13 protein-coding genes and 1 pseudogene are annotated in these 18,825 nt (G+C 49.8%); 10 read left to right on the plus strand and 4 right to left on the minus strand.

Features of this window, described 5'->3' with window-relative positions:
* Window positions 1–42 precede the first annotated feature (42 nt).
* Window positions 43–1,263, minus strand: a complete 1,221-nt coding sequence (locus B0681_RS08005) for a multidrug effflux MFS transporter (protein ID WP_078318215.1) — start codon at window positions 1,261–1,263, stop codon at window positions 43–45.
* Window positions 1,264–1,391: 128 nt separating this feature from the next.
* On the opposite strand from B0681_RS08005, the gene B0681_RS08010 reads away from it, so the two are divergent.
* From B0681_RS08010 to B0681_RS08030, 5 genes are all read left to right on the plus strand, one after another.
* Window positions 1,392–3,176 carry a GspE/PulE family protein gene (locus B0681_RS08010; protein ID WP_228143891.1) on the plus strand — a complete coding sequence of 595 codons (1,785 nt, stop codon included), beginning with the start codon at window positions 1,392–1,394 and terminating at the stop codon, window positions 3,174–3,176.
* A 47-nt stretch (window positions 3,177–3,223) separates the two neighbouring features.
* Window positions 3,224–4,510 (plus strand): type II secretion system F family protein, encoded by a 1,287-nt coding sequence (locus B0681_RS08015; protein ID WP_078318216.1) that lies wholly within the window; start codon window positions 3,224–3,226, stop codon window positions 4,508–4,510.
* Window positions 4,507–5,274 (plus strand): prepilin peptidase, encoded by a 768-nt coding sequence (locus B0681_RS08020; RefSeq protein ID WP_078318217.1) that lies wholly within the window; start codon window positions 4,507–4,509, stop codon window positions 5,272–5,274. Before B0681_RS08015 ends, B0681_RS08020 begins: the two co-directional genes overlap by 4 nt.
* Window positions 5,275–5,368: 94 nt before the next feature.
* Window positions 5,369–6,040 (plus strand): dephospho-CoA kinase, encoded by a 672-nt coding sequence (coaE, locus tag B0681_RS08025; RefSeq protein ID WP_078318218.1) that lies wholly within the window; start codon window positions 5,369–5,371, stop codon window positions 6,038–6,040.
* Between the two features lie 317 nt (window positions 6,041–6,357).
* Window positions 6,358–7,653 (plus strand): alpha-hydroxy-acid oxidizing protein, encoded by a 1,296-nt coding sequence (locus tag B0681_RS08030; RefSeq protein WP_078318219.1) that lies wholly within the window; start codon window positions 6,358–6,360, stop codon window positions 7,651–7,653.
* Between the two features lie 157 nt (window positions 7,654–7,810).
* Here the strand turns inward: B0681_RS08030 and B0681_RS08035 are convergent, their stop codons facing one another.
* Window positions 7,811–8,758, minus strand: a complete 948-nt coding sequence (locus B0681_RS08035) for an MBL fold metallo-hydrolase (RefSeq protein ID WP_078318220.1) — start codon at window positions 8,756–8,758, stop codon at window positions 7,811–7,813.
* Window positions 8,759–9,187: 429 nt separating this feature from the next.
* On the opposite strand from B0681_RS08035, the gene B0681_RS10475 reads away from it, so the two are divergent.
* On the plus strand, window positions 9,188–9,448 hold the full coding sequence (locus tag B0681_RS10475) for a Rossmann-fold NAD(P)-binding domain-containing protein (protein ID WP_211271521.1): 261 nt from the start codon (window positions 9,188–9,190) through the stop codon (window positions 9,446–9,448).
* Between the two features lie 58 nt (window positions 9,449–9,506).
* Here B0681_RS10475 and betT read toward each other — a convergent pair whose 3' ends face one another.
* Complete coding sequence (betT, locus tag B0681_RS08045) at window positions 9,507–11,570, minus strand: choline BCCT transporter BetT (RefSeq protein ID WP_078318221.1); 2,064 nt, start codon at window positions 11,568–11,570, stop codon at window positions 9,507–9,509.
* Between the two features lie 404 nt (window positions 11,571–11,974).
* Between betT and betB the strand changes: the two genes are divergently transcribed.
* The 3 genes from betB to B0681_RS08060 are packed head-to-tail and all read left to right on the plus strand — an operon-like array spanning window position 11,975 to window position 15,897.
* On the plus strand, window positions 11,975–13,450 hold the full coding sequence (gene betB, locus B0681_RS08050) for a betaine-aldehyde dehydrogenase (protein ID WP_078318222.1): 1,476 nt from the start codon (window positions 11,975–11,977) through the stop codon (window positions 13,448–13,450).
* Window positions 13,451–13,496: 46 nt separating this feature from the next.
* Window positions 13,497–15,212, plus strand: a complete 1,716-nt coding sequence (gene betA / locus B0681_RS08055) for a choline dehydrogenase (protein WP_078318223.1) — start codon at window positions 13,497–13,499, stop codon at window positions 15,210–15,212.
* 28 nt (window positions 15,213–15,240) lie between these two features.
* The gene (locus tag B0681_RS08060) at window positions 15,241–15,897 is read left to right on the plus strand and encodes an NAD(P)H-binding protein (RefSeq protein ID WP_078318224.1); all 657 of its coding nucleotides are present in this window, start codon (window positions 15,241–15,243) and stop codon (window positions 15,895–15,897) included.
* Here the strand turns inward: B0681_RS08060 and B0681_RS08065 are convergent.
* A complete protein-coding gene (locus tag B0681_RS08065; protein WP_078318225.1) occupies window positions 15,889–16,446 on the minus strand; it encodes a DUF924 family protein in 558 nt (185 codons plus the stop codon). The two genes, B0681_RS08060 and B0681_RS08065, sit on opposite strands and share 9 nt — an antisense overlap.
* Before the next feature lie 248 nt (window positions 16,447–16,694).
* Here B0681_RS08065 and B0681_RS10590 point away from each other — a divergent pair.
* A pseudogene (locus B0681_RS10590) lies at window positions 16,695–18,824 on the plus strand (circularly permuted type 2 ATP-grasp protein); the annotation flags it as partial.
* Between the last annotated feature and the right edge of the window lies 1 nt (window position 18,825).

Raw genomic sequence — 18,825 nt, forward strand, 5'->3', positions numbered from 1 at the left:
CATCTCCTTGATTAAATTGCTACCCAGCTTGAAAGACCGATGCTACTGCATGCTTGATAAATCGGTTTTTGGGTCAATGCGAAACACCAACCAAGTGCCAACCATCACCAAAATGCTGACGATGATGCCAAGCTTGGTCACTGGATTTAACTCAAATAACCCGATCAACAAGCCGCCAAAAATCCCCACCGAAAACTGCAGCGCCCCTTGCATGGCACTGGCCATACCTGCTCTGCTTTTTTGGAAAGCCAGCGCGATGGCAGCAGCGTTTGGCTGAGTAAATCCCAATCCAGCAATACAAATAAAGATGCTTAAGAACACCAAATAAAAATCAGCCTGCCCGCCAAACATCAATCCAAGCACGAGCAGACAGCTTGATGCGATCAGCTGAATCAGAGCGCCTACGCGTAATAATTGTACCAAATCAAAGCGCTTGGTCAGTAGCTGATTGACCTGAGTTAATGCAATAAATCCAAATGCATTGGCCCCAAACGCGATGGCGAACTGCTGCTCTGTCAGATGATAATTGACCATAAACAGCTCACTTGAGATCGACAAATAAATAAAAAAAGCACCTTGAAGCAGTCCTGCTGCTAAAGCTGGCAACATAAATCGGCCATCTTTTATCAAGCTAAGATACTGCCCAAAAGTCTCGCGCATCGGCTTGGTGTTGCGATATTCAGGCTTAAGCGTCTCCTTTAAAAACAATTTGGTTAAGATCAGATTGAGTAGCCCAAACCCTGCCAAAAACCAAAACACCGCATGCCAGTCTGCCACTTGCAAAATCATCGCGCCCAGACTCGGCGCTAAAATCGGTGCCACGCCCATCACCAGCACCATCAGGCTAAAGGCTCTGGCCGTTTGGACAGGGTTTAGGGTATCGCGGATCGCAGCTCGTGTCACCACCGCCGTCACGCAAGCGCCCAAGGCCTGCAGCGTGCGCGCGGCGAACAGCACATATTCATTATTGGTGGTGGCACAAATGATCGAGGCGATGATAAAGATGGTCATCCCAAGATACATGGGCTTGACGCGCCCCACACGATCACTAAATGGCCCATAAAACAACTGGCCAAACACCAGCCCGATAAAGTACGCCGGCACCGATTTGGCGATCACCGACACACTCACCCCAAAATCCTCCGCCATACTTGGAAAAGCTGGCAGATACATATCAATCGATAAAGGGCCGATGGCGACCATCACCCCCAGCATCATTACCCATAAGGCGGGAAAATGAGCTTCATGGTTTTTTGTTGTCATAATTACTTCTTTTATTTATTTAATTTCATTAACGCTTGGCTTTAGATCATTAAAATGCGTTAAATTCTCTTATTTTGTGTTGTCAAGACATTCGTAAAAATGCTATTGTATCACAGCTTGTCGCCATTTTGACAAACAAAGCTGACTGCCAAATCAGCGGCGCAAGGGATGAGTTTGGCGCACACTTAAGATCTTTATTGACCAATCCAATCAACAATCCATCAAAAAAACGCATGAACGCACCTATATCGACATCTTTGACGGCGGCCTTATCGGGTCTTGGGCATCTTTTGGTGCAGCGCGGATTGATGAGCCTTGATGCTGCCCATCAAGCCAGCCATGATGCCAAAGCCTGCGGCATCACGCTGGTGCATCATCTGGTGCGCGAAGGATTGTTGGATGCGCAGACACTGGCCGCCATCCAAAGCCAAGCCCAAAATACGCCCATCGAAGATCCTTTGGTGATGGATGCCTCGTTTGTAGACATCGGCTGTGATGAGACATTGTTCATCAAACACCGAGTGCTGCCGATGCGTGCCGATGCCAGCAGTGTGCATCTGGCGATGAGCGATCTGTATGACACTGAGGCGATCAGCACCATTCGCTTTCATGCACAAAGACGCATCGTGCCGATACTGGTTCAAGATGACAAACTGTCTGTGGTACTCGACTCTTTGTATCTGGGCAATGACATGCAGTTTGATGAGATCGAGGAAGTCGAACCCACGAGCGACGCCAGCGCGGCTGAGGATGCACCTGTGGTGCGTTTCGTGCAAAAGCTGCTTATCGATGCCATTCGCCTAAAGGCCTCTGATATTCACTTTGAGCCTTATGAGTACCAGTATCGCATCCGCTTTCGCATCGATGGCATGATGCAAGTGATGCACACACCGCCTGTTGGTCTTGCCATCAAAGTCGCCTCTTATCTAAAAGTGCTGGCACATCTGGACATCGCCGAACGCCGCCGCGCCCAAGATGGTCGCATCAAATTCCCTACTGCCGATGGTCGTGCTGTCGATTTTCGCGTCAGCACCTTGCCCACTTTATATGGTGAAAAGATCGTGCTGCGACTTTTGGATTCACAGCATGCACTGATCGGGCTGGATGCACTGGGAATGACCGCGGTTCAAAAACAGCAATTTTTGGAGGCATTGGCTCGCCCTCAAGGAATGATCTTGGTCACTGGCCCCACCGGCAGCGGCAAGACCGTCACTTTATACACCGCCTTAAGCCTGCTCAATCAGCCTGAGGTAAACATCCTAAGCTGTGAAGATCCTGTGGAGATTAATGTCGAGGGCATCAATCAAGTCAATATCAACCCCAAAGTGCAGCTGGACTTTGCCGATGCGCTCAGAGCATTTTTGCGCCAAGACCCCGATGTCATCATGGTCGGTGAGATCCGCGACGCCGACACCGCCAAGATCGCCACCGCTGCCGCCCAAACCGGCCATCTGCTGCTATCAACCCTGCACACCACTTCAGCCAGTGAGACCATCACGCGCCTGCACAGTATGGGCGTACCCTCATTTCATCTATCAGGCAGCTTGACGCTCATCATCGCTCAGCGTCTGGCACGCCGTCTGTGTGATGACTGCAAACAACCCATCGAGATGCCTGCCGACGCCCTGCTAGAAGCTGGCTTTGATCGCGATGACATCCAAGATGGCATGGTGCTGTTTGAGGCGGCAGGCTGTCCCAAATGCAAAAACGGCCATCGCGGACGCGTCGGCATCTTTGAGTGCTTACCCATCACCGCTGACATCGCTGCGCTGATCTTATCTGGTGCCAGTGCTGCCGACATCGACCAAAAAAATCGTGCGCTTGGCAATGACTCGCTCAGACAAGCAGGCATCCAAAAAGTGCTATCTGGAGACATCAGCCTAAGCGAAATGCATCGCGTCATCAGCCAGTGATCATGTGGATAACTGACTGTTAATCTGTGGATAAGTTTTAAAAATATATGCTAAAAATTAAAAAAGACAATTTAAATCATCAACTTAACTCAGATGACTCCCAACGCACTTTGACTGTGGATAACTTACCAAAATCCACCACCGACAGCCTGTTTTCTTATCGTGCTTATGATGCGCGCGGCAGAGTCGTTCGCGGTGAGATCAGCGCCAGTACTGCGATCTTGGCCAAAGCACGGCTGAGAAAGCAGGGTTTGAGCGACATCAAAATCAGCAGCAGCACCATGCGCTGGCAGCCACCGCGATCGATCCCTCGCCAGCACATCTTATTGGCACTGCAAACACTGGCCACCTTATTAAAATCCAGCGTGGTGCTGACAAAGGCTTTATCGATCGCCGCCAGCACCACTCAGCACCCAAAACTTGCCAACACACTTAAACAAATCAAGACCGACATCGAGCAAGGCTCAAGCTTTTATCAAGCCATCGCCAAACATCGTGAGTTTGATAAGGTCACCCTTGCGCTCATCGATGCTGGCGAAAAATCAGGCCAGCTAGACACCATGCTTGAGCGCGCAGCACAGCACGCCCAACTGCAAGCCATCAGAAGATCTCAGCTAGCCAAAGCCCTGCGCTATCCTGCCTTGGTGATGGCGGTGGCTTGGATTGTGAGTGCCATCTTATTATTAAAAATTGTGCCAAGTTTTGCGGTGACATTCGATGGCATCGATACGCCACTGCCTGCCATCACCGTATGGGTGCTGGCACTGTCTGACTGGCTTAGAGCAAGTTTTTGGTGGCTGATCGGTATGCTCGTGATCAGCGCGCTGATGTTTGGATGGCTTTATAAAACCCGTCCCAGCCTACGCCTGTGGTGCGCGGCAGCCATGCTGCGACTGCCCGTCATCGGTGCGGTGATTCAAGCGGTGGGCAGCGCCCGTTTTGCACAGACTTTGGCATTGACATTCGCCTCAGGCGTACCACTTGCCCAAAGTGTGCTACTGGCAGGTAAGGCCTGCGATCATCCGTTATTTGAACAAGCCAGTCAGCACATCGCGGCAGTCATCACCACAGGCAGCTCGCTTGGTGCGGCGATGGCCAAGACGCGACTGTTTTCGCCGATGAGCGTGCAGATGGTGACAGTGGGCGAAGAGGCAGGACGGCTGACCCAGATGCTCGATGAGGTCGCCACCCATCATGACAAGCAAGTGCAACAGACGACCGATGCGCTGATTGGCCTACTTGAGCCTGCGATTATCTTGGTGATGGGCGTGCTGATTGGCGGCTTGGTGCTGGCGATGTATTTACCGATTTTTAACTTAGGGATGGGCGGATGATGCAGTCACAGTGGATGATCGGTGCGTTGGCGCTTGGTATTGGCACAGTCTTGGGGATGGCAGCTTGGCACACGATCGCGCGCGTGCCTGAGCAGATGTATGATGAATGGCATCGCGATGCCTTGGATGTTCTCGCCAGATACAAACACATCCAACCAGATCCAACACAACAAGACCACGCATCAGAAGTGATGACGCCAAAAGCACCCCACCCTGCAGGCAAGCTGGCTGTGCTGCTGCTGTGCGCACTACTGAGCGTTTGGGCTTATGCTGTGCATGGCTGGACGATGCTGTACGCACTGTCGCTGGCTTTTATGTGGTTTGGCGTGGTGCTTGGCGGCATCGATCTGCGCGTGCAGCTGCTGCCTGATCGCTTGGTGCTGCCTTTGGGAATGATCGGTTTGTTTGCCAATGGCTTTGGGCTGATCACCAGTGCCAGCGATGCCAGTTTTGGTGCGGTGATCGGGTTTGTGGCATTATGGGGCATCAATGCGCTGTATCGACTGTTGCGTGGCCATGATGGCATGGGCTTGGGCGATGCCAAGTTATTGGCGGCTTGCGGTGCTTGGTTAGGGGTGCATCAGCTGCCTGTGGTGGTGCTGATCGCAGCCACGCTTGGGGTGCTGGTCGGCATCATGCATCAGATGCGTTTGGGCAGCTCACAGCCATTTGCCTTTGGTCCTTATCTGATCATCGCTGCTTGGCTGTCGCTTTTGTATGGCGATCAGATCACACAGCTGTATTTAGGGCTGTTTGAGCAGTGATATTTTAGATACGCGCGGCCAACAGCTCACCGCTTTCACAGTTTAGCAGTAAATTACCCAAACAACAAAATCACTCAAACAACAAAGGAGTACTATGGACACCTCAGCACACACACCGCCCATCGTCATCGGTCTGACAGGCGGCATTGGCAGCGGCAAAAGCGCGGTCAGTGATTATTTTGCCACGATGGGCATAGCCGTCATCGATGCTGATGTCATCGCCCATGCTTTGACCGCCAAGGGCAGTCCTATTTTGGATACGCTCAAACACACCTTTGGCGACTGGGTCGTCGATGCTGATGGCAACTATGACCGCGCTGCCATGCGTGCTTATGTCTTTGATAAGCCTGATGAGCTTGCCAAATTAAACCACATCATGCACCCTGCCATTTATGAGCAGATACTTCATCAACTGTCACACGCCACCTCACCTTATGCCATCTTATCGGTGCCGCTGCTGTTTGAGGGTCGGCACAAAACGTCCAATCTGCTCGCGCTGTGCAGTCACCTCATCGTCGTCGATGTGCCAGTATCTGTGCAGCTAGAGCGCGCCAGTCGCCGTGATGCCAATGCCATCACCCAGATCCAAGCCATCATCGATAAGCAGATCAGCCGTGATGACCGCCTAAGCCTCGCCAAAAGCCTAGGTGCTGATGTGGTGGATAATACAGGCACGATCGATGAGCTGCACGCCAAGCTTGGTAAGCTGCATGAGCGCTATTTATTGATGGCAAGACCAGCCCAAGCAAGACCGTTAAATCGATAAATCTGGTGTGACCACTCCGCCTTGATTTGTCACCTGACTGAAGGCGATAACCATGCTAAATATGATGAAATTCGGGCGAAATACCCATCATTCCGCCAAAATTTTCGCCAAATCAAGTGATCATTGCGCTTTGTTACACATTCCACAAGGATTTTGTGACTTTATTGTTAATTTCATTGATTAAATAGAAATATATTATTTGTTGCATAGATCTACTGATGGGTATATCATATCACACGATAGCCTTGAGCGGATTAATTCAGCGGTTATCTAAAATAAACTATATAAAATAAATTAACTTTTTATCGAGAATTATCATGGAAAATAACAAAACGATAGTACAAGACGATCACAGCATTTCACTTTCTCGCCGCAAGCTGCTGACCGCCACTGGCATTGGGCTTGCCACACTGCCTTTGATGAGTAAGGCTGCTTTGGCCGCAGGTAATGGCGTGACCACCACCGTCGCCCCTACTGCTAGTACGCCTACACTCGCCAAGACTGCCTACGGTGCAAGTACTCGACAAGGCAAAATCAATATCGTCAATCTAAACTTACTTGAAGAACAAGCTAAAAAAGTCATCCCAGAAGCCGGCTATAAATTCGTCTCTGGTGCCGCTGGCGATGAATGGACACTGCGTGAAAACCGCCGTGCCTTTGATGACTATCGCATCGCATCAAAACGCTTGGTCGGACTACAAGCCAGCGACATTGACATCTCCACTAAGCTACTAGATCTCACCCTACCGATGCCGATCATGATTGCACCAATGGGCGTGCATGGCATGGTGCATGAAGGCACCGAAATCCTGACCGCCAAAGGCGCAGGACTTGCCAAGACGCTCTACTGCTCATCAGGCGCATCGCACGCATCACTAGAAGAGATTGCTACTGCTACTACAGGTCCAAAATGGTTTCAGCTATACTACAACAAAGATGAACAAGTCACTCGTTCACTGCTGACTCGTGCTAAAAATGCCGGCTATAGTGCTATCGTCTTGACCGCTGATGCACTTGGTCCTGGTCAATCTGATGCCTTCATCGCCATGGGTCGTCCATTCCGCTCTGACATGGTGTTTGGTAATCACGATCCAAAGCGTGGTGGCTCAGGCAACTTCTTCGCCCAAAAAACCAATCTGACTGTTGATGACATCAAATTTATCAAAGACTTTACTGGTCTGCCTGTCATCATCAAAGGTATCTTGCGTGCTGATGACGCTGATCGTTTCATCAATGCTGGCGCAGATGCCATCCAAGTCTCCAACCATGGTGGTCGCCAAATCGATGGCGTGCCTGCCAGTATAACTGCTCTCCCTGCAATCGCTAAAGCTGTGAATCGCCGCGTACCAATCATCTTGGACGGTGGTGTACGCCGTGGTATTGATATCGTGCGTGCAGTCGCTATGGGTGCAGATGCGGTCGCTGTTGGTCGTCCAATGCTGTATGGTCTGGCGATGGGTGGTGCCGAAGGTGTCCAATCCACTCTTGATTGGCTTGCTAACGATCTAAAAACCGCCATGCTATTAGCAGGCGCAGGCAAGCTTGGTGATCTCAACCCAAACTTCATCGACATCGTCGGCGAAAATGCCAGATTCAATGTCAATCGAGGCTAATTAACATCCCAAAAACAAAACTGGCATCACAAGTTGCCAGTTTTTTATTGCTCAACTGTATAAACAAAAGTATCACCAAAAAAAACAGCCCAAAAACGCACGGTTTTTTGGGCTGCTTGCCATCAGATATGGTTATCAGATGGCGGGATTGATCAGCTTACCAGTTGCCACGGCGGTGATTTGATACCCAGCGATACATACCCAAGATATTTGGAATACGCATGGTGTCATAGCCGATCCAGCTTTGGACCTCTGGGCTGAATTTGACATTGCGATACAGCTGATCCCATGATTGACCTTGACGAGTCAAGTCAAGCACCTGCTGGTGTAAATCCACCATATAATTACGCAACGCTTCTTGATCTTGCTTGGTTGCAGGGCTGTAGTGACCGACATCGATGACTTCAACATCTTGTTCGATCACCCAGTTGAGCGTATCAATCCAGCCGGTATAATAAAAATCTAGAAAATCATTATATGGCATTGATTTGCTTTCACAAACATCAGTACATTGCAGGGCTTTTTGGCGTGGGAATAGCACCATCACCATACTGTCCGAGTGACTTGGTGAAACATGGTGCAGTAGCACTTTTTCGCCGCCAAGCTCGATTTCCATGTCTTTATCAAAAATCTTATCAGGCAGTGCGACTGGTAGCTTTTCGCCGATGATCGGCTCAACCGCACGCTGATTGCCGACGATGGTTGCGCCAGCATCTTGGAAGACTTTGGTGCCTGTGATGTGATCGGCATGAGCGTGCGTCATCACGACATATTTGACCGGCACACCAAAGCGAGCTTTGATTTCTTTATTGAGCCATTCAGCGGCGCAAGTCGCCCCACTATCGACAACCAACGCCCCTTCTTTGGTGATCATCACAAGACCGCTATGCACCGCTAGTCCGCCACCATTGGTATGGCGATAGATATTATCCTTGATATGCACCAAAGTCGGTGCATAAGTGTCACACATACCCCCTGTAAAATCCGGCAAAGTCTCACGATCAGCATAAGCAGAACGGTCAAATGGCGTGCCTGTATCGGACGCTGCCATCGCAGTCATTGACAAAGTTACACCCATCAGCGCAGCCAAAGCTTTTTTTAGCATAATAATTCTCGCTTAGTTTTGTTATAAGGTTACATATGATTAATAGAAATTTAATCATATCTGATATCATGCAAAAATTGCATTTATCTAACAACACATCATACGCCCAAAATCCAAGCTTGGCAACAGCAAACAGTGACCACAGATGATATATTTTTGACAATCAGATACCACAAGGTAGCAGACGAAACAAAACGCAAAAATCACAGGCGCATCAAACGGCATTGGTCTTAACTTAAAGACTCCACACCCAGATGAATTACAATGCACCATAGTGGCTCAATATTGCGATGCACTTAACGCACTTGCCAAATACAATCAAGATCCTGAAAATTCAAAATAAATCATCGCATTTGAGTAAAATTGCGCTATGTTAAATACAATGTTGATTGAAATTTTTGTATTAATTTAGAAAACTCTGAGAATATCATGCAAGCACTGATCATTGGCGCAACTGGCGCAACAGGCTTGGCACTGCTATCGCAGCTTTTGGCGGATGACAGCGTTACACAGGTGAGTATTTTTGTGCGTAAGCCTGTCGCCATCATCGATAAGCAGATCAGCCATAATGACCGCCTACAGTTGGCCTATGAGCTGGGTGCTGATGTGGTGGATAATACAGGCGCACTCGATGAGCTGCACGCCAAGCTTGGCAAGCTGCATGAGCGCTATTTATTGATGGCGCAATAACACAAACCCAGCAGATGCGCTGGGTTTGTATGAGGATTAACCATCCACGAAGCTGATCTTATTCATCAAACACAGGTCGGCTGCCAGGCGTCTCGCGATTGATGTGCAAGAAAGTGCGATGGCGCTCGTATTTGTCTAAGATGTCATTGATCACCTGCTCTTTGTTATAGCCTGACAAGTCATTGTCCTGCAAGCCATCAAACAGCATCGTCTCCAATCGATAATAATCCTCTTGGGCATCTGGCACCACAGGGCGCATCGGCACAGGATAGGCGATCGGATGGATGCCATAGATAAAGTTATGCTCATTTTGGTAGCTGATCTGCAGATCAATGTGATATAAATCAGTCTGCTCATCTGGCGTGACCGTCACCGTCACAGGCAGTCCTTTATCCTGCAGTGCCGCCGCCACTGATTCGATGGCAGGCAAGCAGACGACATCCAGCGCAAGCTTGGTCTTTGAGGCATCTGGGTAGGCGGTGATGCGGTTGAGTCTGGCGCGCCAATTTTGGACATCGACATTGCCAGCCACTGGTGCAGCGTGCAGCTTGGTTGATGCCTCGCGAAAATCCTCAAGGCGCAAGGATTTGAATAATCCTGCCATCACAAAAAACATCACAAAACTAAACGGCAGCCCCATGATGATGGTGGCTTTTTGAAGTGCGCTCACCCCATCGGTCATCAGCATCGCTGCCGTCAGCGTCCCGATCGCAACCGCCCAAAAGATGCGATTCCACACAGGCACTGGCGCATCATTATCCTCACTTTTATAACTAAAACTGCTCAACACGATCGCGCCAGAATCCGCTGAGGTGACATAAAACAACAGACCCGACACAAATGCCACCACCGCCGTCACCCCAAACCATGGATAAAACGACAACAGCTCATAAAAGCCGATCTCAGGGCGCAAACTGACAGCATTGGCAAAGTCCAAATGCCCTGCAAACACTTGATCCAGCGCACTATTACCCATCACCGACAGCCACGCCAAGGTAAACATAAACGGAATCGACAGCGTGCCGACGACGAACTGACGAATGGTGCGCCCTTTGGAGATTTTTGCCAAAAACAGTCCGACAAATGGCGACCAAGCAATCCACCATGCCCAGAAAAACAGCGTCCAATCCTTGATCCACTGCTCTTGTTCTGGCGTTTGATGATACGCAAAAGTATCCAAAGTCAGCATCGGAAAGCGGCTTAAATAATCGCCGACATTGGTGGCAAGCGCTCCCAACAAAAACTCAGTATTGCCCAAAAACAGCACAAACAAAATCAGCCCAAGCGCAAAATAAATATTAAGCTCAGATAAAATTTTGATGCCCTTAGAGGCGCCTGTCGTCGCTGACACGACCGTGATGGCAACCGCCAAAGCAATCAGCGCAATTTGCCAACCCATATTCTCAGGCAGATCAAAAATCACATGCAAACCATAATTCAGCTGCACCACCCCGATACCGCAGGTGGTAGCGATGCCAAAAATCGTCCCCAATATCGCCGCCACATCCACCGCATCACCAGCGACGCCGTTGATTTTTTTGCCGATCATCGGATACAGCGCTGAGCGGATCGATAGCGGCAGATTATAGCGATACGCAAAATAGCCAAGCGCGATGCCGATGAGTGCATACATACACCAGCCTGTTAAGCCATAGTGAAAAATCGTCCAAGTCAATGCCTGTCTGGCTGCCTCTGCCGTCTGCGCATCGCCCACAGGTGGGTTCATGTACTGAATGATGGGTTCGGCCACCGAAAAGAACATCAAATCAATGCCAATCCCTGCTGCAAACAGCATCGCCGACCAGCTAAGCAAGCTAAACTCTGGCTGCGAATGCTTGGGCCCAAGCTTAATATCGCCATATCGCGAACAGGCGATGAACAGCACAAAAATGATATACACACTGGCGGCAAAAAAGTAATAAGATCCAAAAGTATTACTTACCCAATCTAAAGTGGTATCCAAGATCAGCGCCGCACTATCATTAAATAGCATGGTATATAAACTAAAAAACACAATAATCGCCGCCGAACAAAAGAACACCACGCGATTGAGCGTACTTGCTGGTTGAAGCGCAGGCTTAGTGTCATTGGCCTTGACATCATACGAAGAGTTGGTTGTCATAAGCGTCCCGATTTTTGTTGTAAATCCCAAGCCATCACACTCACAGGCTTGACGATCAGCCCATAAAGCATGTGGCAGTTGCCAGTTTCACTGATTTTTAGTCATTAATCCAATGAGCAATCATAGCGCCATGGCGATTTTGGTTACAAAAAAACTGTAAAAATACCACTCACATCGACATAATTTACAGTCAAGTAACAGAATTTATGATAAAAATCAATGATTTGCGAATGTATCGCATTTTTGTTATGATAACTTAGTTTTTGATGGACGGCAACACTTGCGATGCACTTAGTGCTGCCCTTGGTTTGTTGATTTTAATCTGCGTGCTGATCAGCAGCACTGATTTAACATCAACCAACCTTAAGTTGATAAATTTATGATAGTTAATTAAGGATAATCACATGTCTGCACTTGCTTTATACATCGATGGCGGCTATGTCAATGCCACAAGCAACAAAACCTTTGACACCATCAACCCTGCCACAGGCGAAGTGATCGCAAGCATCCAATCAGCCTCGCAAGATGACATCAACAAAGCCGTCGAATCCGCCAAAGCAGGCCAAAAAGTCTGGGCAAGTATGACTGCTGTGGAGCGCAGCCGCATTTTATTAAAGGCGGTGGCGATTTTGCGCGAGCGTAACGATGCGCTTGCCAAGCTTGAGACCGCCGATACAGGCAAGGCCATCAGCGAGACTGGCACGGTGGACATCGTCACAGGCGCCGATGTGCTTGAGTATTATGCTGGACTGGCTGCGGCTGTTGAGGGCATTCAGGTGCCGCTGCGCGAATCGAGCTTTTTTTATACTCGCCGTGAGCCTTTGGGCGTGGTGGCAGGCATTGGTGCATGGAACTATCCCATCCAAATCGCCCTATGGAAATCCGCGCCTGCACTGGCCGCGGGCAATGCGATGATATTTAAGCCAAGCGAAGTGACGCCACTGACCGCGCTAAAGCTTGCTGAGATCTACACCGAAGCTGGCGTGCCTGATGGCGTGTTTAATGTGGTGCAAGGCGGTGGTGATGTCGGCGCAATGCTCACCAACCATCCCGACATTGAAAAAATCTCTTTTACAGGCAGCGTACCGACTGGCAAAAAAGTGATGGCCGGTGCAGCCAGCTCATCTTTAAAAGAAGTGACCATGGAGCTGGGCGGCAAATCACCGCTCATCATCTGTGAAGATGCTGACATCGATCTGGCTGCCGATGTGGCGATGATGGCAAATTTTTATAGCTCAGGGCAAGTCTGCACCAACGGCACGCGCGTGTTTGTCCCACAATCTTTAAAACAAAAATTTGAACAAGCGATTTTGGCACGCATGCAGTACATTAAGCTTGGTGATCCGACCGATCCTGCCACCAATATGGGGCCGGTGGTCAGTCTTGATCATATGAATAAAGTGCTGGATTATATTGAACAAGGCAAGCAAGCGGGCGCGACCGTGCTATACGGCGGCTACCGCGCCACAGAAGCAGAGGTGGGCGATCTGGCGCAAGGTGCTTTTGTTGTGCCGACGGTCTTTAGCGACTGCAGCGATGAGATGAGCATCGTGCGTGACGAGATTTTTGGCCCTGTGATGAGCATTTTGACTTATCAGACGGTCAAAGAAGCCATCGAGCGCGCCAATGATACCGATTATGGCCTGGCAGCCGGTGTGGTGACGCGCGATATCAATGCTGCCCATCAGATCATCCATCAGCTGCAAGCGGGTATTTGTTGGATCAACACTTGGGGCGAGTCAGACGCCAAGATGCCTGTGGGCGGCTACAAGCAATCTGGCGTTGGCCGCGAAAACGGCATGACCACCTTAGACCATTATACCCGCATCAAATCGGTGCAGGTGGAGATGGGTGAATTTGCATCAGTATTTAGCGAATAAGCGAAGTATAATTTTAATATTAATAAATAATTTATAAGGAAAAACCATGAGCCAACATTATGACTACATCATCATCGGCGCAGGATCGGCAGGCAATGTGCTGGCCACGCGCTTGAGCGAAGACCCTGATGTCAGCGTACTGCTATTAGAGGCTGGCGGCCCAGATTATCGCTTGGATTTTCGCACGCAGATGCCAGCTGCCCTGGCCTATCCTTTGCAAGGTCGTCGCTATAATTGGGCATATCTGACCGACCCTGAACCGCACATGAACAACCGCCGTATGGAGTGCGGCCGCGGCAAGGGCTTGGGCGGCTCATCGCTGATCAATGGCATGTGCTATATTCGTGGCAATGCGATGGATTTGGATAATTGGGCGACGATCAAAGGGCTTGAAAACTGGAGCTATGCCGACTGCTTGCCATATTATCGCAAATCTGAGACGCGCGATGTCGGCGAAAATGACTACCACGGCGGTGATGGCCCTGTGCGTGTCACCACCTCACAGCGCGGCCAAAATATCGGCAATAATGTGCTGTTTAATGCCATGGTGGAAGCAGGCGTACAAGCAGGTTATCCGCGTACCGATGATTTGAATGGCTATCAACAAGAGGGCTTTGGGCCGATGGATCGCACCGTCACCCCAAACGGTCGTCGCTCTTCAACCGCGCGTGGTTATCTGGACATGGCAAAACATCGCCCAAACCTCACCATTAAAACCCATGCCGTGACGGATAAAGTACTATTTTCAGGCAAAAAAGCCATCGGTGTGCAGTACCTACAAGGCTCAGACACCAATCCCACCATCGTCCACGCCAACCGCGAGGTCATCGTCTCAGCAGGCGCGATCGCCTCACCGCAGATCCTACAGCGCTCTGGTGTGGGCAATAAAGCACTGCTTGATGAATTTAACATTCCTGTCGTGCATGACTTGCCTGGCGTCGGCGAAAACTTGCAAGATCACTTAGAGATGTATCTACAGTATGAATGCACCAAGCCTGTCTCACTGTATCCTGCCCTAAAATGGTACAATCAGCCTGCCATCGGCGCTGAGTGGCTGTTTATGGGGACAGGCATCGGCGCAAGCAATCAGTTTGAGGCAGGTGGCTTTATCCGCACGCGTCCAGAGTTTGAATGGCCAAACATTCAGTTCCATTTTTTGCCTGTCGCCATCAATTATAATGGCACCAATGCAGTCAATGAACACGGCTTTCAGGCGCATGTCGGCTCCATGCGTTCACCGTCTCGTGGTCGCATCCGCCTAAAATCCTTAAATCCACACGACCACCCAAGCATCTTATTTAACTACATGTCGCACGAACAAGACTGGCAGGAGTTCCGTGATGCCATTCGCATTACCCGCGAAATCATGCATCAGCCTGCGCTTGACCCTTATCGTGGTCGTGAGATCAGCCCAAGCGCCGCAGCCAAGACCGATGCCGAACTGGATGCCTTTGTGCGTGCGCATGCCGAGACCGCTTATCACCCCTCATGCAGCTGCAAAATGGGCGAAGATGACATGGCAGTCGTGGACAGTGAGGGTCGCGTGCATGGCATGGAGGGCTTGCGCGTGGTCGATGCCTCCATCATGCCGCTGATCATCACAGGCAATCTCAACGCCACCACCATCATGATCGGTGAGAAGATCGCTGATGCCATCCGTGGCAAAAAGCTGCCAAAATCCACCGCAGGCTACTATAAAGCCGATCCGAGTGTCTTACGAGCAGAGCCGATGCGTGCATTTGATGACAGCATGTTAAGATAAGCTTTGATGCCTTGATAAGGAGACGATCATGCACGCACTGATCATTGGCGCCACAGGTGCAACAGGCTTGGCACTGCTATCGCAGCTTTTGGCAGATGACAGCGTTACACAGGTGAGTATTTTTGTGCGTAAGCCTGTCGCCATCACGCATGACAAATTAACTGTGCATGTGATTGATTTTGAACATTTAGAGAATTATCAAGCGCTGATTTTTGGTGATGTGCTGTTTTGCTGTCTTGGCACGACGATCAAAGCCGCCGGCAGCCAAGATGTCCAGTGGCGGATTGATCATACTTATCAATATCACTTTGCCAAGCTTGCCAAAGAAGGCGGCATCAAGCACTTGGTCTTGGTGTCATCCGCCTTTGCCGATGCGGGCTCGCGCAGCTTTTATATGCGTCTAAAAGGACAACTTGAGCAAGATGTGATGGCGCTTGGCTTTGAGCGCTTGAGCATTTTGCGTCCACCAAGCTTGATTCGCCCTGATACCGACAGACTGAGCGAAAAAATCAGCTTGCCCATCTTAAAGGCACTTGGCAGCGTCGCAATATTCAAAAATATGCGTCCGATGGCGGTGGATGCGCTGGCGGCCGCGATGATTACATCCGCCAAAGCAAAGCAGGCAGGTGTCGAGATCCTAGAGCCTAAGGACATTTGGCAACTGGCGTCATCATCACTAAAATGATGAATTCGGCTCACTCAAAAACGCCAATTCCGCCTCACTCGACGCTCTCCCCAAAATGGCGTTACGGTGTGGATAACGCCCAAATCTGTCAATGATCGCCTTGTGCTGATGCTCAAAATCCAAAGTTTTGGCATCTGTATATCGCGCAAATAGCTTTACCGCCTCTTCATGCACCGTCGCCGACTCTGAATGCATGTACGGCATCAAGGCAAAGTGGCGCTCGGCCTCATTGAGCTGCTCAAACTCTGGCGATGCCACAAGAGTTTGGGCGATCATGAGTGCCATCGCATCTTGACCAAAGGCCTCTGGCGTGTCTCGATAGACATTGCGCGAAAACTGATCAAGAACGATGATCAGTGCCACCTTGCCCTTGGCGGTATCTTGCCAGTGATCAAGCTTGCCTTGACTGGCCTGCACCAACACTTCACCAAAGCGATCTGCTATCAGCTGATCAAAGTCATCTGATTTAGCGAACCAATAAGGCTTGGTCTGATCATCAAACCAAAAATCCAATACCGCTTGTGCCTGATCTTGTGACTGTATTGTCATGAGGATGCTCCAAATCATTTTGGCCATTGTAGCACAGATTCAAAAAGCAAATATGCCCTTTTATTTATCTGATCAATTCGTCATTTGCTCATCTTATGATACATTGCGTACACAGATGATCGCTCAAAATATGCGCTTGATAAAATTTTACTATCCAGCCTCTTTGGTTTTTGATAAAATGTGATAAACTCATTAATAATAAATTTCGGTCATAGGGTCATAAGGAGAAGTGAATTATGAGAAGAAGTTTTGATGAGCTCAAAAACAGCGATGGCAGTTATCGCACCAGCGCCCAAGCCATCGGTGAGTGGTTATCCGCCACCAATAACGACACCTTAAATGGACTTAACGAACAAGCGGCGAATATTTTTTATCGCAAAGGCGTCACCTTTACCGTTTATAGCGACGCTGACAACATCGAGCGGATGATTCCGTTTGACATCATCCCCCGCATCATCGAGCTGTCCGAATGGCAGATGATTGAAGCGGGCTGCAAGCAGCGCATCAAAGCACTCAACCACTTCTTGGATGACATCTATCACGGTCAATCCATCATCAAAGACGGCATCATCCCTGCCGACTATGTCTATGCCAGCGGCTGCTATGAGCCATGGATGATGAATATCAAGCTGGATAAGCCGATCTACTCGCACATTTCAGGCATCGATCTGATCCGTGATGAACAAGGGCAATACCGAGTGCTCGAGGATAATCTACGCACGCCATCGGGTGTGTCTTATATGCTAGAGAGTCGCGGCATCTCAGAGGCCTTGATGGGCGATGTGTATCGCAGCATGGCGGTCAAGCCGATCATGGATTATCCCAAAAGGCTCAAGCGCTGCCTGAGCAGTGCCACCAATAAATACGATCCCCAAATCGTCGTGCTGACCCCTGGCCGCTTCAATTCTGCCTATTATGAGCATGCGTATTTAGCACGAGAGATGAATGTGCCATTGGTGCATGGCTATGATCTGATCGTCGAGGATAACAAAGTCTATATCCAAGGTGTGCGCGGCAGACTACAGGTCGATGTCATCTATCGACGCATCGATGATCCGTTCTTGGATCCCTTGGCGTTTCGCTCAGACTCGATCCTTGGGGTCTCAGGCTTGATGAGCGCTTATCGAGCAGGCAATGTCGTCATCACCAACGCCCCTGGCACTGGTGTCGCTGATGACAAGAGCATGTATCCGTTTGTGCCGCAGATGATTGACTATTATCTGAACGAAAAGCCAATCCTGCCGAATGTCGATACTTATCAATGCCGAAAAGAAGATGATCTGTCGTATGTGTTGGATAATCTAGCCGATCTGGTGGTCAAAGAAACCCAAGGCTCAGGCGGCTATGGCATGCTCATCGGCCCTGCTGCCACCAAAAAAGAAATCGAAGCCTACCGCAAGCGCTTACTTGCCAATCCTGAGGGCTTCATCGCACAGCCAACCTTGTCACTGTCCACCAACCCGACCATCACCGAAGATGGCATCGAGCCACGCCACATCGATCTGCGCCCATTCATCCTATCGCATGGTGATGGCAGTGTCGATATCGTGCCTGGCGGCTTGACGCGTGTGGCGATGGTCAAAGGCTCGCTAGTGGTGAACTCATCCCAAGGCGGTGGCATCAAAGACACCTGGGTTGTCGATAGCCACACCCCGACCGAGCATCAAGACATCACAAGTGATCATCATTTATCCTTAACCCAAATCAGCCGTGACATCGCCAGCGAAAGCGATAAACGACGCACGCTGATTCTACTGCTATCAACCGCCAGCTGTCTGGTATGGCTGGGTCGATACAGTGAGCGGCTACGGCATTATGATGGCATCATCAGCGCCCTCAAAAAAGACGAGCTGACCTTACAAGAGATCGAGCATATCGTCTTAAAACTGGGACTTGGCGTCGTGCTTGGCGATACCAAAGAGCAAAGTGCCGAACAGCTGTATCGCTATTTACTTGGTCAAAAAATCCCCGAGACCACCAAAGCCATCGACCAAAATGTCCAAGATGTCAAAGGCGTCATCGGCAAAGACAGCGCCGAGCTGTACCAATTCATCAAACGCCTAGCCAACACCGGCAAATACCATGCCGCCACCATCCAGCTGTACGCCTGTAACCAAGCGATGAAGCTAGAAGATGCCACCGTAATGCTGTTTTGGCGACTTGGGCGACGCTATGAGATCTTGGAGCGTACTATTTTATTACAAGAAGACTGGAAAGAAGCTTCCGAAGAATTTCGCCTGTTGGTCACTGCCTTGCCCGAAAACACCCGCTGGCGTGAGCTTGAGCGACTGGCCAATCAGGTCGCCAAATCACAGCTTGAGGAGAACTTTTGGGCATTGAGCGAAGAATTTCAAGCCATCTTGGCACAGGGGGTATGAT

The sequence above is a fragment of the Moraxella porci DSM 25326 genome, assembly GCF_002014855.1.
In the GTDB taxonomy this organism is placed as follows: Bacteria; Pseudomonadota; Gammaproteobacteria; order Pseudomonadales; family Moraxellaceae; genus Moraxella; species Moraxella porci.